The organism is Erythrobacter sp. GH1-10, assembly GCF_045363165.1.
Classification (GTDB): Bacteria; Pseudomonadota; Alphaproteobacteria; order Sphingomonadales; family Sphingomonadaceae; genus Erythrobacter.
Window position 1 is genome coordinate 66,894 of the sequence record NZ_JBJFLP010000002.1, and the last position, 21,231, is coordinate 88,124.

The following is a 21,231-nucleotide window of genomic DNA, read 5'->3' on the forward strand; positions in this document are numbered from 1 at the left end:
GAGTTCCTTGATGTCGACCCCCATCCATCCGGTAATCCTGTGCGGCGGCAGCGGCACGCGATTGTGGCCGCTCAGCCGCAAGGACAGGCCGAAGCCGTTCCTTCCGCTTGTGGGCGAACAGACGCTGTTCGAACAGGCGGTCGGCCGGGTCGGGGGCGATGACCGCTTCGCCGCGCCGATCATCGTTGCCGGATCGCAGCATATCGATTTGATCGAACAGCAGCTCGGCCCCGCTTCCGGTAATCGACTGGTGGTCGAACCCACGGCGAAGAACACCGCCCCGGCAATCGCTCTCGCGGCAGCGCTGCTCGATCCCGACGCCATCATGCTGGTATGCCCCAGCGACCACCACATCGCAGACGAAGCGGCTTTCCGCGCTGCTGCGCTGGCCGCTGCCGAGCTCGCCCGAGAAGACTGGCTGGTTGCCTTCGGGATCGCCGCGACGCGTCCGGAGACCGGCTATGGCTATCTCCAGCGCGGCGAACCGCTGGCGGGGGGGTATCGGATCGCGCGTTTCGTCGAGAAACCCGACCGGGCGCGCGCAGAGGAATATCTGGCGAGCGGAGAATACAGCTGGAACGGCGGCATCTTCGCGTTCCGCGCGGGCCGCTTGTTGGAGGAAGTGAAGACACATCGCCCCGAGATGGCGCGGCTGGTGGTGCAGGCTGTCGAAACGGGACGCGAAGCCGGCCCGCGGTTCCTGCCCGCAGCCGAGCCGTTCGAGGCGATCCACGGCGACTCGATCGACTATGCGGTGATGGAGAACACCGATCGCGCCGCGATGGTGCCGGCGGCCATGGGATGGTCGGACATCGGCAACTGGGCCGCCTTGCAGGACGCGCTTGCGAGCGTCGCAGACGGATCGGGCAATGTCGCGCGCGGCCAAATCGACTTCGACGGGTGCAGGGGGGTGATGGCTCTCAGCGACGGACCGCGCGTCTCGGCGGTCGGGCTCGAGGATGTATGCATCGTGGTATCGGGCGACGAAGTCCTCGTAACCACCCGCGAAGGTGCACAGCGCGTCGGCAAACTGCCGGGAGCGAGCGGGCAGTGAGCGCATCGGCGCGGAAATTGCCGACCAAGATGGTCGAAAAGGTCTGGGGACGCGAGACGCTTCCCGAACCCTTCCTTGCGCCCGGTGGGGTGCGCATCGGGGAGATCTGGTTCGATCCCCCGGCTGAACTGCCGCAACTGCTCGTCAAATACCTTTTCACCAGCAAAAAGCTCTCGGTGCAGGTGCACCCCGGCGACGCCACTGCGCTTCCCGGCGAGGATGGGAAAGAAGAATGCTGGCTGGTGCTCGATGCCGATCCCGGCGCGAAGCTGGCGATCGGGTTCGACCGCGAGCATCCGCACGAAGTGATCGAGCAAGCCGCGCGCGATGGATCGATCGAGCAGCTGCTGACATGGCACGAGGCTCGCCCCGGCGACGTCTATTACCTCCCCGCGGGAACGGTCCATGCGATCGGTCCCGGCCTTTCGCTGGTCGAAGTGCAGCAGACCAGCGACACGACATTCCGGCTTTACGACTACGGGCGTCCGCGCGAGCTGCACCTCGAACGCGCCATGGCGGTGGCCGATTGCGGTCCCTATCCGGACGAGCATCGAGGCACCGTTTCCTCACGCGGCGAAACCCTGATCGACGCCGCGCATTTCCGAGTCGACCGGATAGAAGGCACGCCCGGAGCCACGGTTTCCTCGGCCTACACCAACGGACTGCTGGCCCTCCCGCTCAAAGGCGAAGTCGGTGTGCGAACGGGCAATGCGCGTGCCGGTGCGGGGGAATGCCTGTATGCGCCGAGCATCGACGCGCTCGATTTCGCGTCGGCCGAATTGACCTTGCTGACGCGGCCGCGCGCCTACTGAGCCGGAGCGCCGCTCAGCAATTCCTCGATCTCGCTGCGGCCATAGGGCTTGCGTAACAACCCGACCGCGCCGAGCCGTTCGACCTCGTCGGCCATTTCCGCGTAGCCGGTGGCGAGCACGAAGCGCACGCCTTTGGCAGCGAGTTCCTGCGCGACCGGTTCGCTTGTCTCGGTCCCGAGGTTGAAATCGACGATCGCGAAATCCGGCGTGCGGCGCTCGATGGCTGCGAGCGCGCCCGAAACGCTGGCTTCGACTGCGACCGACTTGATCCCGAGCCCTTTGAGGCTCTCTTCGGTGTCGAGCGCGATGATCATGCTGTCTTCGACCAGCAGGACATGCTCCGGAAGGATCCGGGAATCTTCGGAACCTCTTGTTTCCGGCTCCTCGACCGGCTTGGTCATCCCGACCGGGGCATTGTCCTTTAATACGAGGTAGCGACGCGGAAGGGTGAAGTCGGCCTCGAGCCCGGACGGCTCAAACCGGAGTTCGGCCTCGCCTTTGAGCTCGTAGGGAATCGAACGTTCGATGATGGTCGACCCGAAGCCGCGCCGGGTCGGCGGCTTGACAGCAGGACCGCCGCTCTCGCGCCAGCGGATATCCAGATCGCCGAAGCGATTGATCCTGAGCGCCACCGAAAGCTTGCCGGTGCGGTCGCACAGGCTGCCGTATTTCGCGGAATTGGTGACCAGTTCGTGCACCACCAGTGCCAGCACGGTGTAGGCTTCGGGCCGCACAAGCACATCCGCGCCGGTGAGCTGGAAACGGTCTTTCTTCTCGTCGAGATAGGCCCCCAGCTCGGTCTCGAAAAGCTTGGCGAGCGATGCCGGTGCCCAGTTGTCGCGGGTGATATTGTCGTGCGCCGAGGCCAGGGCCGAAATCCGCCCGCCGAGGATGCGCGTGAATTCGGACACGCTCATCGCCTCATCCTGCGATTGCGAAACGAGGCTACGGATGAGGTTGAGGATGTTGCGCACGCGGTGGTTGAGTTCGGCGATCAGCAGGTCCTGTTGTTCCTGCGCGCGCTTGCGCTCGCGGGCGATCTCGTCGGTCATCCGCAGGACCACTTCAAGCAGCGTGACCCGCAGGCTCTCGGCGATCTGCAATTCTTCGTCCGACCAGTCTTCGCTGCGGCCTTCGACGGTCTCCTCCCAAGCGGCAAAGCTCCCGCGCGGCTCGAGCCGTTCGCCGGGCGAGGCTTGCGCTTTGGCGGGATCTCCCGCCCATGTCACTGTTTGCACCAGTGGCTTGCGCCACAGCACGAAATACTCTCGCGGGCTGCGCGAGATGGGAAGGACGATCGCACCGGCCACCGTATCGGAGAATTGCTCCGCTTCCGGGATCTGATCGGAAAGCCGTTCGGATGCGATGATCGTGCTTGTCGGAGCGCTTCCGAGTGCCGGTATCATCGCCCTGAACTCGTCCTCGTCCGGAGCAGCGCCCCGTGCCTTGTAGCGACCTTCGATCATCACCGATGCACCGTCATGCAGGATCAAGTCCTGCAAGACCTCTCCGAACATCGGCAGGCTTTCCAGCAGCGTGCTCCCTCCGGCGAAGCGCAGCATCAGCTTGTCGTGCAGCTCGCGCCCCTTGGCGCGCAACTGTTCGGTACGCTCCATCAGGATGCGGTCGAGCATCAGCGAGAACATCTGGCTGAGCATTTCCGCCACCGTCCGCAGCGAATAGGGGGGGAGTTTGGGGGAATCGTGGTGGCACGAAATAAGGCCCCAAAGCCTGCCGTGACGGACGATGGCGATGGTCAGAGTGGCGGTCACGCCCATATTGCGCAAATAATCGAGATGGACCGGCGAGGATGCCCGCAGGACGCTCATCGACAGATCGAGCGGTCGGCTCTTCAGATCGAGAGCGGGTTCGATCGCGACCGGCGGGGTATCGACATCGGCGATCACGCGGAACCGGTTGCGGCGAAACAGGTCGCGAGCCTGCTGGGGGATGTCGGCGCGCGGGTATCGCAGGCCCAGGAACGCCTCCATGTCGTCGCGTCGGGCTTCGGCGACGACTTCCCCGCTGTCGTCGCGGTGAAACTTGTAGATCATCACCCGGTCGTATCCGAGCATGTCGCGCACCAGATGTGCGGCGCGGTCGCAGAGCCTCGGGATTTCGCGGATCGTCTCGAGCTGGCTGAGAACCGGGCCGATCAGCGCGAGGTGATCGGCGTATTCGTGTTCTGCATGGGGCTCGAACTCGACGATGAGGGTCGCCGAGCTGACATGGACCGCGCAATCGAGCAGAGGTCCGCCTTTCACGAGGCGCAGGCCGAAGATACGCTCGACAGCGTCCTCCCCCGACAGGCGGCCGAAGGCGAGCTTGAGCATTTCGATCGCATGCGGTGTAAAGTGATCGGCGAGCCGGTCACCGGGTGCTGGTAGAGCTTCAAGCCCGAGGATATCGGCGCAATTCACCGATCGGTGCGCCACCACCCAATCGCCGTTGAGGGCAATCAAGCCGCCGAAATGCTGGACTGTCCCGATCTGGTGGATCGGCTCGCGATCGCATTCGGTGAGATCATAGGGGCGGTTCTGGAAATTCACGAGACGATCGCCGCGCGACGCTGCGGCTCTCCGGTCGCGGATGCCGCGTGGGCGATGAAGTGATCGAACACCGCGACCGCTGCGCGACTGGCGGACGCGATGGTCGAAGCGTCGGCGGGAACTTCGATGCTTGGGCGCAGGCGCTTCCAGAATGCGAGCATCGCCGGATCGCCGAGAAACGCCTTGGGCCAGTGCCCGCGCCCTTTGCGGGCCAATTCGCTGACGATGGCGCGATTTCCAAGCGAGGATCCGGCCAGCACCCAGGCGACGCCGAGCGCCTGGGCTTCGCGTCCGGATCCGGCTTCTGGTGCGATTCTGAATGCAGCGCCCGGTTCGGGCGCTTCTGCGTCGAGGTTATCGAGATCGCGAGCGATCAGGGCGCATTGCTCCGGCGGTCGAAGCCAGTCTCGCGCATGGGTTGAAAGCCAGCGCTCCACCGGCAAGCGTGCGCCATATTGCAGACCGAGAAAGCGCGCATAGTCGGCGTGGGTCCCCCACCCGCTCGCGCTGCGCATCTCATGGTCGAGCCGTTCATGCGAAGACGCGGTGGCGGTTCTCAAGCCGGTGCGCAGCTTTTCCTGCGGATCACGAAGGTCGCGTGTAGTCCCGATGGTGTATTCCTCCCCTGCACAACCGCAGGATGGCCGAAAGCGGCCACGACACTGTCCAACGATCCCACCACGCAGGAATGACAGCTTGTCTTGTCATTTGCAACGGGAGGCACCGGCGGCAGCGCCCGAGTTCGGCGTCACTCGAGCAGTTTGGCGCCTTCGGTGCGGACGGCATTTTCGAGCGTGCCGCGCAGGAAAGAGAGCATCGCTGGCAGCTGCATGTCGATCACGACTTCGTCATCGTATACTTCGACGGCGCCCTTGATCCGCTGGCCCACCGCGGTGACGAGCAGGTCCATCTGGTCCTCGTCGGGCCAGCTGGTCTCGATGGTTGCCATGCCTGCGGGAAAGTAGCCCGCGATCTCGTGGCTGCGCTCGTGCATGCGCTTGCGGACTTCTTCCTTGCCGAGATCGTGGGGCAGGTGAACGCGCATGTCAGCGGGGCGTCTTCGTGGTTTCGGTTTCGGTCGAGAAATCGGGGAGCGGCACACCCGAATCGCCGTCGTCGCGCTGGAGTTCCTCGAGCAATTCGTCGCCGCCATAGCGGTATTCGAGATAGCGATCCTTGATCGCAAGGTCGTCGAGCGCGCCTTCGGCAAGGCGGCGGGTGACCCGGTCGACCTCGCCCGAAAGCTTGGTCAGGCTGTCGGTCAGGCGCTGATCGGCGGTTTTTCCGGCATGCGCCTCGCCGCGCATTTGCGCCGGCACCTTACGGTAATTCTCGATCGTTTCGGGAATGTATTCGCCCACCAGCTCGCGCACTTCTCGCGCAGCAGGGTGATTGGCATCGACCGTTTCGAGTTGGAGCCCCAGTGCATCGAGCTGAACCCCGAGATCCTCGACGATCTTTGCCGCCGGAGGCGGCAGGGCCGGGCGCTGGGCTTCGAGCCACAGTTCGGTGCGCGCGACCATCTGTTTCGGGTTGCCCTTGCCGAGTTCGGGTCGCTTGGGCACCTTCACTTTCGGGAACTGTGAAAAGAGTACCGCCGCGCACATGATCGCCATTGCGACCGCCATTATGCCGACAAAGCCGATGCCATCGAGGATTACGCCGATGACGGAGGCAGCGACCATGATCGCGAAGACTGCCAGGCCGAAATAGCCAGCGCGCTTCATCCAGTTCTTCATCCGGACGTTGGCCGAGCCCTTGCCGATCGAACTCGCCAAGCGGTGACGACCGCCGGTCTGGTTGTCGTGGACCAGCCGCCTCCCGTCTGCGAGCGCGCGTTCGGTTTCCTGGCTCAGGTTCGTCATCAGCTATCCAGCGAGAGCAGCGAGGGCTCCGAAGCGACCTTGGCCTGCGCCTGCGCCTGTCCTTCGGCACGGGCGATATAGCCTTTCGACTTCTCGACCTCGTCCGACAGCACGTTGACGGTCTGCTTCATGCTTGCAAGCGCGCGCACCTTGAAGTCGTCGACCTCGTCCATCGTGTCGTAGATATTCTGGAACGCGCGCTGGAGCGTTTCGAGCGGTATCGTCGACGAAGCCGCCTGCTCGTGGATCTGCGCGGTCTGTTCGCGCAGCAGCGTGCTGGTCGAATCGATGATGTCGCTGGTGGTCTGGTTTAGCGACGTGATCTGCTGCAGTACCAGCTTCTGGTTGGTCATCGCCTGAGCAACCGTCACCGCCGTGCGCAGCGCGCCCACGGTGGTGGTCGAAGCGCGGTCGACGCCTTTGACGAGTTCGACGTTGTTCTTCTTTACGAGGTCGAGCGCTAGATAACCCTGCACCGAAACCGCCATCTGCGTCAGGAGGTCCTGCGTGCGCTGACGGACATAGAACAGCGCGCTTTCGCGCAGCGCCTTGGCCTTTTCGGGATCGCTGGAATCGAGTTCGATCGCCTTCTGCTCAAGCCGCTCGTCGAGGGTCTTGGCGATATGGATCATCTGCTCCAGCTCGCCCATCGCTTCCCACAGCTTCTGCCTTTCGGTATCGATCGCGGCGTTGTCGAGGTGGAGTTCCTTTTTGCCCGAATCCAGTCGTTCGAGGATCGCCTGGATGTGGCCCTGCGCGCTGGTGTAGCTGTCGAAATAGTTCTTCAGCTTGTTGCCGAAGGGGATGATCCCGAACAGCTTGCGCGGGGCGAGCAGCTTGCCCTTGCGGCCCGGATCGAGGTCTTCGACCGTACGGCGCAGTTCGGCGAGGTCGCTGCCGACGCTGCTGTCGGCATCCATTGCGCGAACCGGCCGATCGAGGAAGCGGTTGGAATGGGCGGCGGCGGCGCGGATCTGTTCCTGCCCCATACGGGTGATCTGGTCGACTTTCTCGCCGAAGGCGGGTGAATTGGCGTCCGCCGAGACGAGATCGTTGACGAAGGCATCGACCTTCGTGTCGAGCTTCGATTTCTGTTCCTCCGTCACGGGGACGAGGCCGGCGGCCTTTTCGGGCGCGACATCGGGCACCGGATCGGGCGCGGTCAGTTCGAAATCGGTCGCGGTCTTGGTCGCGGTTGCGATCTTGGTTTCCGTTTGTGTCTCGGTGCTCATTCTTTCGGTATGCTCCCTCACGCCCAAGCGGCCTGATCCTTTGGCACTGTATTAGTGATCTAAAACACGCGTTTCAAGATTTCTTGAACGGTAGCGTGTTTGGCCCTTGCAATCCAACAAGATTGCGTTTGCGCTTCCGTTCGGTTTGTATGCGCCGTAAACGCGCCGAAACCATCGAGGCTGACAATTCCATGAGTGAGACGACTGCGCCGACCGAACCCACCTCGTCTGCGGAAAGTGGAGGGATAGCCGAATCCGCCAAGGACAAAGCCGCCACAGCCCGCGCCTCGCTCACCAGCGTCAAGTTCAGCCTGCTCAGGTGGTGGATGCAGGAGGTGATCGGCACGGTCAATCAGGCCGAAGTGATCGAGAAGCGGCGCGAAGATTGCGCCATGTCCGAACGCTATCTGTTCATGACTGCCATGAGCGCGGGCATTGCGGTGCTCGGCCTGCTGCTGTCGTCACCGGCGGTTGTGATCGGCGCCATGCTTCTCTCGCCGCTGATGGGACCGATAATGGGGCTGGGCTTCGCGCTCGCGATCGGCGATTATCACTGGCTCAAGCAATCGGCGCGCAGTCTTGCATGGGGCACGGCGATGGCGGTCGGGCTGACCGGCCTGCTGGTCTATCTTTCACCGATCCAGACGATCACCCCCGAGATCGCGGCACGCACACAGCCAAACCTGTTCGACCTGTTCGTCGCGCTGTTCTCGGCGCTGGCCGGTGCTTACGCGATGATCCGCGGGCGCGAGGGGACGATCGTCGGCGTGGCCATCGCCACCGCCTTGATGCCGCCGCTGGCGACCGTGGGTTTCGGGCTCGCAACATGGAACTGGACGGTCTTTTCCGGCGCGCTGATGCTGTATGTCACCAACCTCATCACCATCGCGCTCACCGCGTGGGCGATGGCGCGGCTCTATGGCTTCAAGACGACGCTCAGCGCGCGCAACACGCTGTTCCAGAATGTAGCGGTGGCGGCGGTGTTCGTGGCGCTCGCCATCCCGCTTGCCTACTCGCTCCAGAACATCGCCTGGCAGACCAATGCGCAGCGGATCGTGCGCGCCGAGATCGAGGAGCAGTTCCCCGATCGTTCGTTGATCGATGCGCTCGATATCGAATTCGGGACCGAACCGATGACGGTCAGCGCGACCATGCTTACTCCTACGCTACGGCCCGAGGCGGAGGCCGATATCGAACGCGCGCTTGCAAATCGGCTGGGCGAAGAGGTCGACCTCACGCTGGTGCAATACCAGGTCGGCACGAGCGCCAGCGCCGCCGAACAGGCGCAGCTTGCCGCGGCGCGGGCCAATGAAGAAGCGGCGGCCTCCGAGCGAGCGGAAAACCTGGCCGCGCAGCTCGCGCTTGTCGCGGGGGTCGACGAAAGCGACGTTCTGATTGATCGCAAGCGGCGCCGCGCGCTGGTCCGTGCCGAGCGGCTCGAGGAAGCCAGCCTCGCGACCTATCGCGCGCTCGAACGCCGCATCGCCGCGACCGAGCCCGAATGGACGATCGAGCTCATCCCTCCGGCGGGAGGATTGCCTGCCGCGATACCCTTCGACGAGGACGGCCCCACCGATGAAGGCGTGCGCGCCCTCAGCCTGATCGAGTGGGCTTCGAAGCGGGTCGAGGTCCCGATCGTCCTCGTGGGCGACGAGGAACAGGCGGCAGCCGCTGCCGAGATTCTCGCGACACGCAATGTCGAGGTGCAGGTGAGGGCGGACACGGGTCCGCTGCGCGCCGAATGGGGTCGGCTCAATACCGAATAGACGGCGTCAGGCCGCGAGTTCGAGCGGCACGATCTCGCCCGACAGGTACAGCTTCTTCGCCTTGGCGCGGGAGAGCTTGCCCGAGCTGGTGCGCGGCAGAGTGCGCGGCGGGACCAGTTCGACGACGCAGCTCATGCCGGTGACCGAACGGACCTTGTCGGCGATCTGCTCGCGCAGCTTCACGCGCTCGACCGGATCGGAGACGCGGCAATGCACCAGCACCGCAGGCGCTTCCTCGCCATTGTCGGTTTCGACCGCGAAAGCGGCGATATCGCCGTGGTTGAAGCCGGGCAGTTGCTCCACAGCCCATTCGATATCCTGCGGCCAGTGGTTCTTGCCGTTGATGATGATCATGTCTTTCGCCCGGCCGACGATGAACAGGTAGCCATCGGCGAGGTAGCCCATGTCCCCGGTGTCGAGCCAGCCGTCGACGAGACAGTCGTTGGTCGCGTCCTCGTTGCGGAAATAGGAATGCATGACGCTGGGCCCTTGGCACCAGACCTTGCCGATCTGGTGGTCGCCCTTGGCGTGACCATCCTCGCCGCGGATTTCGACCTTCATGTCGGGCAGCGCCTTGCCGCAATTGACAATCGCGCGGTAGCGGGCCGGGCGCGAGATATCGCGCGGTGTGCCCGAAAGGCGCTCTTCTTCGACCAGCTCGACACGAATGCCTTCCCCCGGCGGCATCACCGTGACCGCGAGCACGGCTTCGGCGAGGCCGTAGGACGGGGTGAAGGCCGAAGCCTTGAACCCGGCATCGGCGAACGCGTTGACGAAATTTTGCATCACGTCGGGGCGGATCATGTCCGCGCCGTTCCCCGCGACGCGCCAGCGCGCGAGGTCGAAGCGTTCGGCGACATGGCTCTGGCTCGAAATGCGGCGCGCGCAGATGTCGTAACCGAAGGTCGGCGAATAGGAGAGCGTGTTGCCGGGATTGCGGCTGATCATGTCGAGCCACGCAAGCGGGCGACGGGCGAAGGCATCGGGCTTGAGATAGTCGGCCGAAACCTGGTTGGCGATCAGCGACAGGAAGCATCCGACAAGGCCCATGTCGTGATACCATGGCAGCCAGCTGACGCAGCGGTCGTTCTCGCCAAGGTTCATCGTCGTCGCGTGGCCGTAGAGATTGTGCAGCAACGCCTCGTGCGTGACCGCAACGCCGGTCGGGAAACGCGTCGAGCCGCTGGAGTATTGCAGATAGCAAATGTCGTCCGGCGTCGCCTCGGGCAGCTCGCACTCGGGCGCTTCGCGCTGCGCGAACGCGTCCCAATCTTCGCTTGCGCAACCCTGGCGATCGGCCGCCGCCTTGGCCATCTCGCCGATTTCGGGCGGATAGATCAGGATCACCGGGTCCGAGCTCTGCAGCTGCACCGCAAGCTGGTCGATGTAATTGTCCTTGCCGCCGAAAGTCGTGGGAAGCGGGAGCGGCACCGGCCAGGCCCCGGCGTAGACGCAGGCGCAGAACAGCGCGGCAAAGTCCGGTCCGGTTTCGGCGATCAGCGCGACACGATCCTGCGGCTTGATGCCCGCCGCGATCAGGCGGCGGGCCGTGACCAGCGCATCGTCGCGCATCTCGGAAAACGGATAGACCCGTTCGAGCTGCCCGCGCATATCGTGAAAATTGAGGCCTTTTTGGCTCTTCGCGGCGTAATCGATGGCCTCGTTGAAGGTCGCGAACTCTGCGCGCTTGCGTGGCAAATCGCAGTCGTTCGGCGTCGGCGTCAAAGCGGCGTCGGTCATTTCTTTAGCGATACCCGTAATTTGCAGCGCAACTCCCTGCGCCCTATCATGTCCCCACCGTCCGAGTTATCATTCTTCGCAACGGTCCAGCTTTCCCATTTGATAAGGACTGTGGCACGAATAAGGCGAAAAAGTTGCGTTGAACAGGATTTCGTCATCGAACGGTAGCGAAACCGAGCGTCCTCGGCGAGGTCGGAAGGGGGCTGCCCGCAAGCGCGCTCGTCCGCTTGACGAGACGAGCCTGCGCGACCTTGCGCTGTCCTATGCCGCGCGTTTCGCCACCACCGGAGCCAAGCTGGAAGCCTATCTTGCGCGCAAGATCCGCGAGCGGGGCGTCGCCGAGGATGGCGACGGCCGCACCCGCGAGCTCGATGTGAAGGCACTCGTCGCCCGGCTGGCCGAACTCGGATATGTCGATGACGAGGCTTATGCGCGGATGAAGACGCGCGACCTCACCGGCAGGGGATACGGGGCGCGGCGGGTCGAACAGGCGCTGTGGGCGGCAGGAGTGGAAGAAGAGGTGCGCGCCGAGCATGCTCCCGGCGAATTGCAGAGCCGCGAGGCGGCTGTCCTCATGGCGAAAAAGCGCCGTTTCGGACCATTCGGTGATCGCTCCGCTAACGACCGTGTTAAGGAGCTTGACCCTGTTGTAGCACGCAAGCTGCGCGAAAAGCAGCTGGCCGCAATGCTGCGGGCGGGTCACGCCATGGATCACGTGCGGTTCATAATAGATGCGCAAAGCGCTGAAAGAGTTGAGGAATGGCTTGCAGAAGCCGAGGGGGAAGACCCCAGAGATGAGTATTGACCGAATCCCGGTGTTCGTCTGGCTGCGCGCTGCGTTGGCCACAGCACTGATCGCCGCTTGCTCTCCGGTCGAAACCAGCCGCGATCAGTCCCCCTCCACCGTGTCCGAGGACGCTGAGGACACCGAGCGGCATCCGATATCGGGTCTGGAGATCATCGACGTCACGGTGGTGACCGCGGACGAGCGCATCACCTTCAAGACCGAACTCGCTGCGAGCAGCGAAGCGCAGACGCGCGGCCTGATGTTCCGGACCAAACTGGCCGATGACGAGGCGATGATCTTCCCCTCGGACATCCCGCAGAACCGCAGCTTCTGGATGCGCAACACTCCGATATCGCTCGACATCATCTTCATCGGGACCGATGGCAGGATCACCAACATTGCCGAGCGCACCGAGCCCTATTCGCTGGAGTCGGTGCCATCGGCCGGGCTCGCGACGGCGGTGCTGGAAATTCGCGGAGGCCTGTCCGATGAACTCGGCATCGCTCCCGGGAATGCGGTGGAATACCGGCTACCCGAAAAGGCCCGTGAATGATCTTGGCGCAAGGCGGCAATTCCGCTATCCGCGCCGCCATGGGAATCTTCGGAAAAATCTTCACCTGGTGGGACGGCGCGACGCTGGGCACGCATTGGTGGGCCATGCGTGCAGGCGGCGAACATGTCGGCACCGACGCGCAGGGTAACAAATATTATCGCAAGCGCGCCAAGGGCGGGACCAATACCGGCTCCTACACCCAGGCGGAAAAGCGCTGGGTGATCTACAACGGCGCCAACGATGCGAGCCGGGTCCCGTCCGAATGGCACGGCTGGCTGCACGGCGCATTCGACGACGTGCCCGAAAGCCATTTGCCGCCAGCGAAGATCTGGGAAGCCGACTACACGCCCAACGCGACCGGTACGCCGCAGGCCTATCTTCCGCAGGGCGCTCTCCAGCGCGGCGGCAAGCGTGCGGCTGCGGACGGCGACTACGAGGCGTGGTCCCCCGAGGGATAGGAATGGCCCGTCGGAGCGTCCTTTCGGTAGTTCTGCCCGTCTTTGCGCTCGCCGCGTGCGGCAGCGAGACGGACGAGCAGGGAACCGTTCGGACGGATATTGCGGAGCCTTCGGGTGAGAGCGCAGCGGCGTCAGAAGCTGCGGTTGCCGAAGCGGCTGAAGGGGCCACCCCGATGTCCGACCGGGTCGCCACGCTCGGCCTGCTCAACAAGCGTAACAATCTATCCGAAGATATCGAGATGAAGCCCGGCGAGGTCCGCGAGATCGGTCCGGTGATTCTGACTCTCGCGGCGTGCGAGCGAACCGCCCCGTGGGAGATGCCCCAAGAAACCGGCGCCTTCGTTCAGGTCGACATCCTCGATCGCGGAATGAGTGAGCACGCGCGGGTCTTTTCCGGCTGGCTATTCAAGGAATCGCCCAGCCTCAACGTGGTCGAGCACCCGATCTACGACGTCTGGGTCAAAGACTGCGCGATGAGTTTTCCGGGCGACGAGTGAGCCGCCCGGGCGCTTTCGATCACATCGCGATAGACTGCGACGAGATCGTGCTCCGGCAGCCCCCGCGCCTTTGACACCAGCTTGAGATAGTCCTTCTGCGGCATTTCGACGGCGCCGAGCGTCGCGAGGTGATCGGTCATGAACTGGCAATCGAGCAGACGGTAGCCGCCGGTCTTGAGCAGCGCGACCAGCCAGCACAGCGCGACCTTGCTAGCGTTGTCGGCGCGGCTGAACATGCTTTCGCCGCAGAACACCTGGTCGAATGACACGCCGTAAAGCCCGCCGACCAGTTCGGCCTTGCCCGTGTCGCCCGTCTGCCAGCATTCGATCGAATGGGCGTGACCGGCGCGGTGCAACTGCTCGTAACTGGCGACGATGCGGTCGCTGATCCAGCTTTCGGGATGGCCCGGACGCGGCGCGGCGCAGGCGCGGATGACTTCGCCGAACGCCTCGTCGATGGTCACCACAAAGCGGTCGGTGCGCAGCACCTTGCGCAGGCTCTTCGACACATGCAATCCATCGAGCGGGATGATCGCCCGGTCGCGCGGTTCGACCCAGAAAACATCCTGGTCGTCGCGCGTATCGGCCATCGGGAAGATGCCGCTGCGATAGGCGAGCAGCAGCGTTTCGACCGGTATCAAGGAGCGCAAGGGCGAATGCATAGCAGGCAGGTGAATAGCAAGACGCCGGCGTGCAAGGCAAAATCGATATGATGCGCACTTTGTCGGGCGGTCCGCGATCGCCTGTTGCCTATCGCGATGGCGGAGGCTAAAGCGCGCCTTCCCTGCAGGGGTGTAGCTCAGCTGGTAGAGCATCGGTCTCCAAAACCGAGGGCCACGGGTTCGAATCCTGTCACCCCTGCCATTTCTTCACAAATCCCCAGAATCGGCTAGGAGCTTGCGTAAGCAAAGGAGCGGACGCTGCGATGGATCTGGTCGAAAAGTTTCGAAAATACAGCGGCAAGTATGGCGTGGTGCATGCGGCGCTAGCCGGTGTGGGGCGTAAGGCTCCGGCGATCTGGCAGGCTACCGGTCCGATTGTATCGCGCAGCTATGTGCTTGAGTATTGTCGCAGGGAGGGACCTCGCGGGCTCAACCTGGGATCGGGATCGCATTGCATCGATGGGATGCTGAACGTCGATATCGATCCGCGCGCCGATGCCTTTGTGGACCTGACAAAGCCGCTCCCGTTGCCCGATGCGTGTTTCGATGTGATCTTCACCGAGGAGGTCATCGAGCATGTCGACGAGGCGGCCGGGGCACGCCTTTTGGATGAATGCTTTCGCGTGCTGAAGCCCGGCGGAGTGATCCATGTGGCGACCCCCTGCCTAGAGTATTTCGGTGCCCGTGTGGCGAACGAAGATTCTCACGGTGCCGAGATCAACCAGATCTTTTACGAGCACGGCCACCGCTTCATCTATTCGCGTCCGCGGTTGACTGCGGCGCTCGAACAGGCCGGGTTCGAGGCGGTGCGATTCTACAAGTACAAGGATCCTGAAGCATTGCTGGGACGATACGACAGCCATGCCGCCCGTTTCGATCATGATCCGGCGATTTCGCACCACGTCGAGGCGAGCAAGCCGGGTTCGGCCGCCAATCTCGGCGCCTTTACAAGCGACGCCTGATCCACAGCGTTCACTTTGAGCGCAAGTTATATGAACGCAAGCTAACGCGCCCGGTCAGGTCTTCGCCAGACGAAGCGTGGCACACCGTCGTCGAACCGAGCGGCAACGCTCGCGATCAGGAGAACGACGATGTGCCAGTTCCGCTACAACAGCTCGCGCCCCGATAGCTGGGTGATGCCGCGCCAGCCGCTCGATCCGAGCGTGCGCGCGTTGGCTTATGGCCGGGTGCGCCCGATGCACGAGCCGAGCTGGCTCGAACGCCTTATGGGTCGGTATTGAGGGGTCGGGCGGGGCGCCCGCCGCCGGGGCGCCCCGTCGACATCAGTATTCCTCGGGCTCTTCGGGTGTTTCGACCGTGTGGGTCGGCCCTGCATCCTTGATGCCTTGTGCGAGTTTGAACACCACACCCGACAGCAAAGCGAGGGCCAACAGGTTGGGCAGCGCCATGGCCGCATTGGAGATGTCGCCGAGGCGCCAGACCAATTCGGAAGGCTGCGCAGCAGCGAGCCAGATCACAACGCACCACAGAACGCGCCAGATGATGTGCAGCGTCTTTTCGCCGCCGCGCGACGAGCCGGGGATCCGGTCGTAGAGGAAGGTGATCGCCCGCTCGCCGTAATACGACCACGTCAGCAGCGTGGTGAAGACGAACAGGATCAGGGCGGTCGAAGCGACAAGCGTTCCCAGCGGAATACCCGCGATCTCGGTCGGGAAGGCGGCCGCAAAGGCGCCGCTGGTCATCTCGAAGCCGACGCGGTCGGATTGCCACGCATGCAACACCGCTTCGCCGCCTGCGGTGAAATCGCCGCGCACGGTAAGGATGACCAGCGCGGTCATGGTGCAGATCACGATCGTATCGATGAAGGTGCCCAGCATCGCCATGCGGCCCTGTGATTGCGGATCGTTGGTCTGAGCGACGGCGTGAGCGATGGCGGTCGAACCTTGGCCTGCCTCGTTCGAGAACAGCCCGCGCGCAACGCCGGCGCGCAGGGCCATGATCATCGCCGCGCCTGCAAATCCGCCCACGGCTGCCGACGGATTGAACGCGCTGTAGAAGATCAGATAGAATGTTTCCGGAATATCGGAGATGTTGATGGCCAGGGCGATGATCGCCATGATGATATAGGCGACCATCATGAACGGGATGACCTTTTCGGCGACGCTGCCGATCGACTTGATCCCGCCGATAATGACCGCGAAGACGAGCACCGCGACGATCGCTCCGCCGATGGCTTCTTCGATCCCGAACAGCTCATTGAGACCGTCTGCCACGGCGTTGGCCTGGATCGAGTTGCCCGTAACGAGTGCGGAAAACAGGGTGCCGAGACAGAAGACCACGGCGAGCCAGGTCCATTTAGGCCCCAGTCCCATCATGATGTAACTCATCGGGCCGCCGCGCTTCACCCCGTCGCTCGTCGTCTCGCGATAGCGGATTGCAAGCGAGCCTTCCGCAAAAGCGAGCGCCATGCCGATCAGGGCGGTGACCCACATCCAGAAAATCGCGCCCGGTCCGCCCAGCGCGATCGCGGTGGCGACACCGGCGAGGTTGCCCGTGCCGACCTGTCCGGAAAGCGCGGTCGAAAGCGCGGCGAAGGGTGAAATTTCTCCGTCGCCTTCGCCCTTGCGACCTGCGAGCAGCCCTTTGAAGGCTGCACCGAGATTGCGGAGCGGATAGAATTTCAGGCCGATCATGATCCACAGCCCGATGCCGAGCAGGATGATCGTCATCGGCGGAAAGGGAATGACAGCCTCCCCGTTCCAGGTGCCACCCCAGATGAAGTCCGAAACATTGGTAATCGGCGCGATCCATGCTTCCGCGCCCGATGCTGCTGCAGCCATGTGTGGCTATCCCCTTTTGCGTCCCCGAAATTCGAACGGCCCGAACGGGCCGGATGTGAAGCGCCGCACGCTAGTGGCGCGACCGCGCCTGCACAAGCCGAAACCCGCGTCCTTGCCCTTGCTTTTGCCGGAGGCCGCGACTATTGGCACACACGTCTTTCCGACATCGCAAAATCTTTTGGCCCCTCCGGCGACCTTGTCCCGGGCGGCGACGAGACCTACCTGAAAGCGATTGCCGGACAGATTCGCAACGTGAAGGACAAGGCTCGAGAAATGGCCGAAGAAAAGAAACGCAAGACATCGCCCGCCGAGTTCGTGAACCAGGTGCGAACGGAAACGAGCAAGGTGGTGTGGCCGACCCGCGAAGAGACGATCCGCACGTCGATCTTCGTGTTCATCTTCATGGTGATCCTGTCGCTGTTCTTCTTCGGTATCGACAGCCTGTTCAACGCAATCGTCAAATTCCTTCTCTCGCTGCTCTGACGCGCGAGACGACCAAGCCCTTTCAAGGATAATCCATGGCCCGCTGGTACATCATCCACGCTTATTCCGGATTCGAAAACAAGGTCCGCGATGCGATCATCGCCGAGGCCGAACGGCTTGGCCTTTCCGAAGGTGTCGAGGAAGTGCAGGTCCCGACTGAGACCGTGACCGAGATCAAGCGCGGCAAGAAGGTGCAGGTCGAGCGCAAGTTCATGCCCGGCTATGTCCTCGCCAAGCTGAACATGACCGACGATATCTACCACCTCGTCAAGAACACGCCGAAGGTGACCGGCTTCCTCGGTTCGGGCAACAAGCCGCAGCCGATCAGCGAGAAAGAGGCCGCGCGCTATTTCGGCGGCGTCGAAGAGGCCAAGGCCGCGCCCAAGAAGGACATCAGCGTCGATTACGAGATCGGCGACCAGGTCAAGGTGCTCGACGGCCCGTTTGCAAGCTTCAACGGGGTGGTCGAGGAACTCGATTTCGACAAGGCCAAGGTCAAGGTTTCGGTCTCGATCTTCGGTCGTGCAACGCCGGTCGAGCTCGATTTCGAACAGGTCGAACTGGTCAAGTAACGGTGTCGGCTGGATCAGGTCGGGCCGATGGCAGAACGGGACGAGGAGGCGGTCGGGGCGAATGGCTTCGCCCAGCTACCGCTCACCGTCGCGCACCCGTTCCCCGGAGAATTCGTCGATAAGCTGCTGGGCCGACCCGATGCCGCGCGCAAGCTCGCGCAGATGGTCGCGAGCATGTCTGAGAAACTTTCGCCCGCCGATGCGCTCGCGATCGCCGCGCATGCCCGCGCGCTGGCTCCCGATGACGGTTACGTCTGGCAGCTGACCGACCCCGCCGTGCGTGCGCACTTCGCCGCGTGGCACTGGGTCATCGTCAATGTCGAATCGCGCAACCGGGTTTATGACCGCGCGGTGCGCGAGAATATCGGGCCGGACAGCGTGGTGCTCGAAATCGGGACCGGCACCGGCATCCTGGCGATGATGGCTGCGCGCGCGGGCGCGAAACACGTCTACACCATCGAAGTGGTGCCCGCGATTGCCGAGGCCGCGCGGCGCAACATCGCCGCCAACGGCTTTGCCGACCGGGTCACGGTGATCGCCAAGGACGCAAACGATGTCGAAATCGGCGAAGACATTCCCGAGCGCTGCAACGTCTTCCTGCACGAGATCGTCGACAACATCCTGCTTGGCGAGGCGATCCTCCCGCTGACCCGCACGGCGCGCGAAAAGCTGCTGACCGAAGGCGCGGTCATGCTGCCCGAGCGCATCTGGGCCAGCGGCATGCTGGTCGATTACGCACGGGCGGATTGCCCCCGCGGGCCGGTGACGCAATGGGACGGTATCGACCTCTCGGCGATCGACCTGTTCGCCCCCAGCACCAAGCCGCTGCGCGCAGATCGCCGGGGCGACACCGCGCTAACCGCGCCGACCCGCCTGATCGAATTCGACCTGCGCGGCGAATACGCGCTGGAGACGGAAGGGATCGAAGCGCCGATGGTGCTGACCGCGGAGGGCGCGCCCAACGGGCTCGTTCAGTGGATCGGCTTCGGCTTTCCCGGCGGGCTCGATTACGAGGTCGACGAAGACGAGAAGCACGCCTGGTCGACGCTGTTCCACCCGCTGGGAGACCAGCCCGTGCGCGCTGCCGGCGACGAGGTCACGCTACGCGTGGATCACAACCACCTGCTGATGGGTTTCAGCCTGCCCCGGTAACCGAAGCGGGCTGCGCCGGCCTACTTCGCCTTCTTGCGCGCGGGCTTCTTCGCTCCGCCCTTGAGCTTTTCCAGTTCGGCATCGACTGTGCTTGCTCGCCGCATCTCGTCGATTTCCTTGTCGACGTTGGCGCTCGTGCGGGCGCCTGCCGAGTCTTCGGTGGCGAACCGGCTGCGTTTTTCGAGCGTCGAAATGCGGCTGAGATAGCTGTCGGCCTTGCTGGTTTTTCCGCTCGTTCCGGTTGACGCACCGTCGGCGGCAGCCTGTGCCCGGGCCTGCTCGCGGGTTTCCTCGCGCTTGGCTTCGAGTTCTTTCACTGCACCGTCGATCTCGGCGAGATCGGCGTCGGCCTGAGCGATCTCGTCTTTCGCCTTGGCGATCGTCTCGCGGCATTCTTCGCGGGCCAGCAGCGCTTGCCGGGCAAGATCCTCGCGGTCGTGATCCATCGCGGTCTTTGCCTTGTCACCCCAGTCGGCCTCGCGCATCTCGGTCTGCGCGATCGAGGCTTCGAGCCGTTTCTTGTGCTGGCGCGTTTTCGTGCGCTCGCCTTCGAGCGAAATGATCGCTTCCTCGATCTCGCGCTGGAGACGATTGAGCATCTTTGCGGGGTTGGAGGCGGCTTCGACCGCGCTTGTGACATTGCTCGAAATCAGGTCCCTGACCTGGATGGCGACCCGCAGCATACCCTAACCCCTTGATGAATTTGCCGTTTCGACCCGGACGGTTGCATCTGAGATATTGCGATATCGTGAACGCGCAGAATCGTATTGGAGCAGAGCGACATTTTCCCGTTGCCTAGGGGCAGCGATTTTGCGGAAAGACGCGGGATCGTTGGTCTTCCGAAGCCCGCGAATCCAGTCCGGCAACGCGCCGGAATCGCTTGCATTGCCGGGCGAAATCGCTATGTGCGCGTCCTCTCGTCACATCGATGGGAAATCCGTGCGGGAGGAGGGCCATGGCTCTCCGCTGGACCGCTTAACATGAGCCGTTCCGTTCACCCCGAGCTTGTCGAAGGGCGAAAGATGGCGGCAACAGTGAGAAAGGAGGCCATTCATGGCCAAGAAAATCGAGGGCTATATCAAGCTCCAGGTGCCCGCCGGCACCGCCAACCCCTCCCCCCCGATCGGCCCGGCGCTGGGTCAGCGCGGCGTCAACATCATGGAATTCTGCAAGGCGTTCAACGCCGCCACGCAGGACATGGAAAAGAACGCCCCGATCCCGACCACGATCACCGTCTATGCGGACCGTTCGTTCACCTTCACCACCAAGACCCCGCCTGCCAGCTACCTGCTGAAGAAGGCCGCCAAGGTGAAGAAGGGTTCGGGCGAACCGAACAAGGACAAGGTCGGCAAGATCACCCGCAGCCAGCTGAAAGAGATCGCCGAAACCAAGATGGCCGATCTCAACGCGAACGATATCGACCAGGCAATCAAGATCATCGAAGGCTCCGCGCATTCGATGGGCCTCGAAGTGGTGGAGGGCTAAGACCATGGCAAAGCTGACTAAGAAGCAGAAGGCCGTCGCCGAGCTGAACCCGGAAAAGCTCTACACCGTCGACGAAGCGATCGCGACGCTGCGCGAGCACAAGGCGAAGTTTGACGAAACCGTCGAAGTCGCGATGAACCTAGGTGTCGATCCGCGCCACGCCGACCAGATGGTCCGCGGCATGGTCTCGCTCCCGAGCGGCACCGGCAAGGACGTCAAAGTCGCGGTGTTCGCCAAGGGCGACAACGCTGAAAAGGCTCTCGCCGCAGGCGCCGACAAGGTGGGTGCCGAAGACCTGATGGAAGACATGCAGAACGGCAATCTCGACTACGACCGCGTGATTGCGACGCCGGACATGATGGGCGTTGTCGGCCGTCTCGGTAAGGTGCTCGGCCCTAAGGGCCTGATGCCGAACCCGAAGCTCGGCACCGTCACCCCGAACGTGGAACAGGCCGTGAAGGACGCCAAGGGCGGCCAGGTCGAATTCCGCGTCGAGAAGATGGGCATCATCCACTCGGGCATCGGCAAGCTTTCGTTCAAAGACGAAGACCTGAAGGCCAATTTCAAGGCCATGACCGACGCGATCGTGAAGGCGAGGCCTTCGGGCGCGAAGGGCAAATACGTCAAGAAGGTCTCGCTGACCTCGACGATGGGCCCGGGCCTGAAGATCGACCTCGCCGAGGTCGAAGGCGCGTAATTCTGAGCGTTTCAAGCGCTGGCGGAGCCATCCGGTCCCTGCGGGGCGGTTGAAGCTTCGCGGCTG

General features: G+C 63.4%; 23 protein-coding genes and 1 tRNA gene. 15 read left to right on the forward strand and 9 right to left on the reverse strand.

Going from position 1 to position 21,231, the window contains the following annotated elements:
• The first annotated feature begins 10 nt into the window (after nucleotides 1-10).
• Together ACI5KX_RS14365 and ACI5KX_RS14370 are read left to right on the forward strand one after the other, a co-directional pair.
• Nucleotides 11-1,054 (forward strand): mannose-1-phosphate guanylyltransferase, encoded by a 1,044-nt coding sequence (locus ACI5KX_RS14365; RefSeq protein ID WP_406811439.1) that lies wholly within the window; start codon nucleotides 11-13, stop codon nucleotides 1,052-1,054.
• Nucleotides 1,051-1,866: a class I mannose-6-phosphate isomerase gene (locus tag ACI5KX_RS14370; RefSeq protein ID WP_406811440.1), complete on the forward strand. Its 816-nt coding sequence runs from the start codon at nucleotides 1,051-1,053 to the stop codon at nucleotides 1,864-1,866. Before ACI5KX_RS14365 ends, ACI5KX_RS14370 begins: the two co-directional genes overlap by 4 nt.
• Here the strand turns inward: ACI5KX_RS14370 and ACI5KX_RS14375 are convergent.
• The 5 genes from ACI5KX_RS14375 to ACI5KX_RS14395 form a co-directional block, all read right to left on the reverse strand.
• Nucleotides 1,860-4,415: an HWE histidine kinase domain-containing protein gene (locus ACI5KX_RS14375; protein WP_406811441.1), complete on the reverse strand. Its 2,556-nt coding sequence runs from the start codon at nucleotides 4,413-4,415 to the stop codon at nucleotides 1,860-1,862. The genes ACI5KX_RS14370 and ACI5KX_RS14375 overlap by 7 nt on opposite strands.
• Complete coding sequence (locus tag ACI5KX_RS14380) at nucleotides 4,412-4,975, reverse strand: biliverdin-producing heme oxygenase (protein ID WP_406811442.1); 564 nt, start codon at nucleotides 4,973-4,975, stop codon at nucleotides 4,412-4,414. Before ACI5KX_RS14380 ends, ACI5KX_RS14375 begins: the two co-directional genes overlap by 4 nt.
• Nucleotides 4,976-5,163: 188 nt before the next feature.
• The gene (locus ACI5KX_RS14385) at nucleotides 5,164-5,460 is read right to left on the reverse strand and encodes a polyhydroxyalkanoic acid system family protein (RefSeq protein ID WP_406811443.1); all 297 of its coding nucleotides are present in this window, start codon (nucleotides 5,458-5,460) and stop codon (nucleotides 5,164-5,166) included.
• 1 nt (nucleotide 5,461) lies between these two features.
• Nucleotides 5,462-6,280 carry a hypothetical protein gene (locus tag ACI5KX_RS14390; protein WP_406811444.1) on the reverse strand — a complete coding sequence of 273 codons (819 nt, stop codon included), beginning with the start codon at nucleotides 6,278-6,280 and terminating at the stop codon, nucleotides 5,462-5,464.
• A complete protein-coding gene (locus tag ACI5KX_RS14395) occupies nucleotides 6,280-7,512 on the reverse strand; it encodes a toxic anion resistance protein (RefSeq protein ID WP_406811445.1) in 1,233 nt (410 codons plus the stop codon). The genes ACI5KX_RS14390 and ACI5KX_RS14395 overlap by 1 nt, the downstream gene beginning before the upstream one ends.
• Before the next feature lie 149 nt (nucleotides 7,513-7,661).
• Here ACI5KX_RS14395 and ACI5KX_RS14400 point away from each other — a divergent pair, with 149 nt between their 5' ends.
• Nucleotides 7,662-9,278 (forward strand): DUF389 domain-containing protein, encoded by a 1,617-nt coding sequence (locus ACI5KX_RS14400; protein ID WP_406811446.1) that lies wholly within the window; start codon nucleotides 7,662-7,664, stop codon nucleotides 9,276-9,278.
• Nucleotides 9,279-9,284: 6 nt separating this feature from the next.
• Here ACI5KX_RS14400 and ACI5KX_RS14405 read toward each other — a convergent pair whose 3' ends face one another.
• A complete protein-coding gene (locus tag ACI5KX_RS14405) occupies nucleotides 9,285-11,018 on the reverse strand; it encodes a fatty acyl-AMP ligase (RefSeq protein WP_406811447.1) in 1,734 nt (577 codons plus the stop codon).
• A 139-nt stretch (nucleotides 11,019-11,157) separates the two neighbouring features.
• Between ACI5KX_RS14405 and ACI5KX_RS14410 the strand changes: the two genes are divergently transcribed.
• The 4 genes from ACI5KX_RS14410 to ACI5KX_RS14425 are packed head-to-tail and all read left to right on the forward strand — an operon-like array spanning nucleotide 11,158 to nucleotide 13,313.
• Complete coding sequence (locus ACI5KX_RS14410) at nucleotides 11,158-11,823, forward strand: regulatory protein RecX (RefSeq protein WP_406811448.1); 666 nt, start codon at nucleotides 11,158-11,160, stop codon at nucleotides 11,821-11,823.
• Nucleotides 11,813-12,358, forward strand: a complete 546-nt coding sequence (locus ACI5KX_RS14415) for a DUF192 domain-containing protein (protein WP_406811449.1) — start codon at nucleotides 11,813-11,815, stop codon at nucleotides 12,356-12,358. Before ACI5KX_RS14410 ends, ACI5KX_RS14415 begins: the two co-directional genes overlap by 11 nt.
• A gap of 38 nt (nucleotides 12,359-12,396) precedes the next feature.
• Entirely contained in the window at nucleotides 12,397-12,816 is a 420-nt protein-coding gene (locus ACI5KX_RS14420; protein WP_406811543.1) for an NADH:ubiquinone oxidoreductase subunit NDUFA12, read from the forward strand.
• Nucleotides 12,817-12,818: 2 nt separating this feature from the next.
• Entirely contained in the window at nucleotides 12,819-13,313 is a 495-nt protein-coding gene (locus ACI5KX_RS14425; protein ID WP_406811450.1) for a DUF2155 domain-containing protein, read from the forward strand.
• Here the strand turns inward: ACI5KX_RS14425 and aat are convergent.
• Entirely contained in the window at nucleotides 13,262-13,975 is a 714-nt protein-coding gene (aat, locus tag ACI5KX_RS14430; protein WP_406811451.1) for a leucyl/phenylalanyl-tRNA--protein transferase, read from the reverse strand. The two genes, ACI5KX_RS14425 and aat, sit on opposite strands and share 52 nt — an antisense overlap.
• Before the next feature lie 126 nt (nucleotides 13,976-14,101).
• Between aat and ACI5KX_RS14435 the strand changes: the two genes are divergently transcribed.
• The 3 genes from ACI5KX_RS14435 (at nucleotide 14,102) to ACI5KX_RS14445 (ending at nucleotide 15,216) form a co-directional block, all read left to right on the forward strand.
• A tRNA-Trp gene (locus ACI5KX_RS14435) sits at nucleotides 14,102-14,177 on the forward strand.
• Between the two features lie 61 nt (nucleotides 14,178-14,238).
• Entirely contained in the window at nucleotides 14,239-14,937 is a 699-nt protein-coding gene (locus ACI5KX_RS14440; protein ID WP_406811452.1) for a class I SAM-dependent methyltransferase, read from the forward strand.
• A 129-nt stretch (nucleotides 14,938-15,066) separates the two neighbouring features.
• Nucleotides 15,067-15,216, forward strand: coding sequence for a hypothetical protein (locus ACI5KX_RS14445; RefSeq protein WP_406811453.1), 150 nt, complete (start codon nucleotides 15,067-15,069; stop codon nucleotides 15,214-15,216).
• A gap of 42 nt (nucleotides 15,217-15,258) precedes the next feature.
• Here ACI5KX_RS14445 and ACI5KX_RS14450 read toward each other — a convergent pair whose 3' ends face one another.
• Nucleotides 15,259-16,776 carry an alanine/glycine:cation symporter family protein gene (locus tag ACI5KX_RS14450; protein WP_406811454.1) on the reverse strand — a complete coding sequence of 506 codons (1,518 nt, stop codon included), beginning with the start codon at nucleotides 16,774-16,776 and terminating at the stop codon, nucleotides 15,259-15,261.
• Nucleotides 16,777-17,049: 273 nt separating this feature from the next.
• Between ACI5KX_RS14450 and secE the strand changes: the two genes are divergently transcribed.
• The 3 genes from secE to ACI5KX_RS14465 are packed head-to-tail and all read left to right on the forward strand — an operon-like array spanning nucleotide 17,050 to nucleotide 18,983.
• On the forward strand, nucleotides 17,050-17,259 hold the full coding sequence (secE, locus tag ACI5KX_RS14455; protein WP_406811544.1) for a preprotein translocase subunit SecE: 210 nt from the start codon (nucleotides 17,050-17,052) through the stop codon (nucleotides 17,257-17,259).
• 35 nt (nucleotides 17,260-17,294) lie between these two features.
• On the forward strand, nucleotides 17,295-17,831 hold the full coding sequence (gene nusG, locus ACI5KX_RS14460; RefSeq protein WP_406811455.1) for a transcription termination/antitermination protein NusG: 537 nt from the start codon (nucleotides 17,295-17,297) through the stop codon (nucleotides 17,829-17,831).
• A gap of 27 nt (nucleotides 17,832-17,858) precedes the next feature.
• A complete protein-coding gene (locus ACI5KX_RS14465; RefSeq protein WP_406811456.1) occupies nucleotides 17,859-18,983 on the forward strand; it encodes a 50S ribosomal protein L11 methyltransferase in 1,125 nt (374 codons plus the stop codon).
• 20 nt (nucleotides 18,984-19,003) lie between these two features.
• Here the strand turns inward: ACI5KX_RS14465 and ACI5KX_RS14470 are convergent, their stop codons facing one another.
• Nucleotides 19,004-19,666, reverse strand: a complete 663-nt coding sequence (locus ACI5KX_RS14470; protein WP_406811457.1) for a PspA/IM30 family protein — start codon at nucleotides 19,664-19,666, stop codon at nucleotides 19,004-19,006.
• A gap of 370 nt (nucleotides 19,667-20,036) precedes the next feature.
• Between ACI5KX_RS14470 and rplK the strand changes: the two genes are divergently transcribed.
• Both rplK and rplA read left to right on the forward strand, forming a co-directional pair.
• Nucleotides 20,037-20,468, forward strand: a complete 432-nt coding sequence (gene rplK / locus ACI5KX_RS14475) for a 50S ribosomal protein L11 (RefSeq protein WP_406811458.1) — start codon at nucleotides 20,037-20,039, stop codon at nucleotides 20,466-20,468.
• A 4-nt stretch (nucleotides 20,469-20,472) separates the two neighbouring features.
• A complete protein-coding gene (rplA, locus tag ACI5KX_RS14480; RefSeq protein ID WP_406811459.1) occupies nucleotides 20,473-21,165 on the forward strand; it encodes a 50S ribosomal protein L1 in 693 nt (230 codons plus the stop codon).
• The last annotated feature ends 66 nt before the right edge of the window (nucleotides 21,166-21,231 follow it).

What these genes read in the sequence shown, in the direction of transcription:
- ACI5KX_RS14470 (WP_406811457.1), bottom strand. Translation starts at nt 19,666, where the DNA reads ATGCTGCGGGTCGCCATCCAGGTCAGGGACCTGATTTCGAGCAATGTC.
- ACI5KX_RS14365 (WP_406811439.1), top strand. Translation starts at nt 11, where the DNA reads ATGTCGACCCCCATCCATCCGGTAATCCTGTGCGGCGGCAGCGGCACG.
- ACI5KX_RS14420 (WP_406811543.1), top strand. Translation starts at nt 12,397, where the DNA reads ATGGGAATCTTCGGAAAAATCTTCACCTGGTGGGACGGCGCGACGCTG.
- ACI5KX_RS14445 (WP_406811453.1), top strand. Translation starts at nt 15,067, where the DNA reads ATGTGCCAGTTCCGCTACAACAGCTCGCGCCCCGATAGCTGGGTGATG.
- aat (WP_406811451.1), bottom strand. Translation starts at nt 13,975, where the DNA reads ATGCATTCGCCCTTGCGCTCCTTGATACCGGTCGAAACGCTGCTGCTC.
- nusG (WP_406811455.1), top strand. Translation starts at nt 17,295, where the DNA reads ATGGCCCGCTGGTACATCATCCACGCTTATTCCGGATTCGAAAACAAG.
- ACI5KX_RS14395 (WP_406811445.1), bottom strand. Translation starts at nt 7,512, where the DNA reads ATGAGCACCGAGACACAAACGGAAACCAAGATCGCAACCGCGACCAAG.
- ACI5KX_RS14400 (WP_406811446.1), top strand. Translation starts at nt 7,662, where the DNA reads ATGCGCCGTAAACGCGCCGAAACCATCGAGGCTGACAATTCCATGAGT.
- rplA (WP_406811459.1), top strand. Translation starts at nt 20,473, where the DNA reads ATGGCAAAGCTGACTAAGAAGCAGAAGGCCGTCGCCGAGCTGAACCCG.
- ACI5KX_RS14465 (WP_406811456.1), top strand. Translation starts at nt 17,859, where the DNA reads ATGGCAGAACGGGACGAGGAGGCGGTCGGGGCGAATGGCTTCGCCCAG.
- ACI5KX_RS14415 (WP_406811449.1), top strand. Translation starts at nt 11,813, where the DNA reads ATGAGTATTGACCGAATCCCGGTGTTCGTCTGGCTGCGCGCTGCGTTG.
- ACI5KX_RS14385 (WP_406811443.1), bottom strand. Translation starts at nt 5,460, where the DNA reads ATGCGCGTTCACCTGCCCCACGATCTCGGCAAGGAAGAAGTCCGCAAG.
- ACI5KX_RS14405 (WP_406811447.1), bottom strand. Translation starts at nt 11,018, where the DNA reads ATGACCGACGCCGCTTTGACGCCGACGCCGAACGACTGCGATTTGCCA.
- ACI5KX_RS14425 (WP_406811450.1), top strand. Translation starts at nt 12,819, where the DNA reads ATGGCCCGTCGGAGCGTCCTTTCGGTAGTTCTGCCCGTCTTTGCGCTC.
- ACI5KX_RS14390 (WP_406811444.1), bottom strand. Translation starts at nt 6,280, where the DNA reads ATGACGAACCTGAGCCAGGAAACCGAACGCGCGCTCGCAGACGGGAGG.
- ACI5KX_RS14450 (WP_406811454.1), bottom strand. Translation starts at nt 16,776, where the DNA reads ATGGCTGCAGCAGCATCGGGCGCGGAAGCATGGATCGCGCCGATTACC.
- ACI5KX_RS14440 (WP_406811452.1), top strand. Translation starts at nt 14,239, where the DNA reads ATGGATCTGGTCGAAAAGTTTCGAAAATACAGCGGCAAGTATGGCGTG.
- secE (WP_406811544.1), top strand. Translation starts at nt 17,050, where the DNA reads ATGGCCGAAGAAAAGAAACGCAAGACATCGCCCGCCGAGTTCGTGAAC.
- rplK (WP_406811458.1), top strand. Translation starts at nt 20,037, where the DNA reads ATGGCCAAGAAAATCGAGGGCTATATCAAGCTCCAGGTGCCCGCCGGC.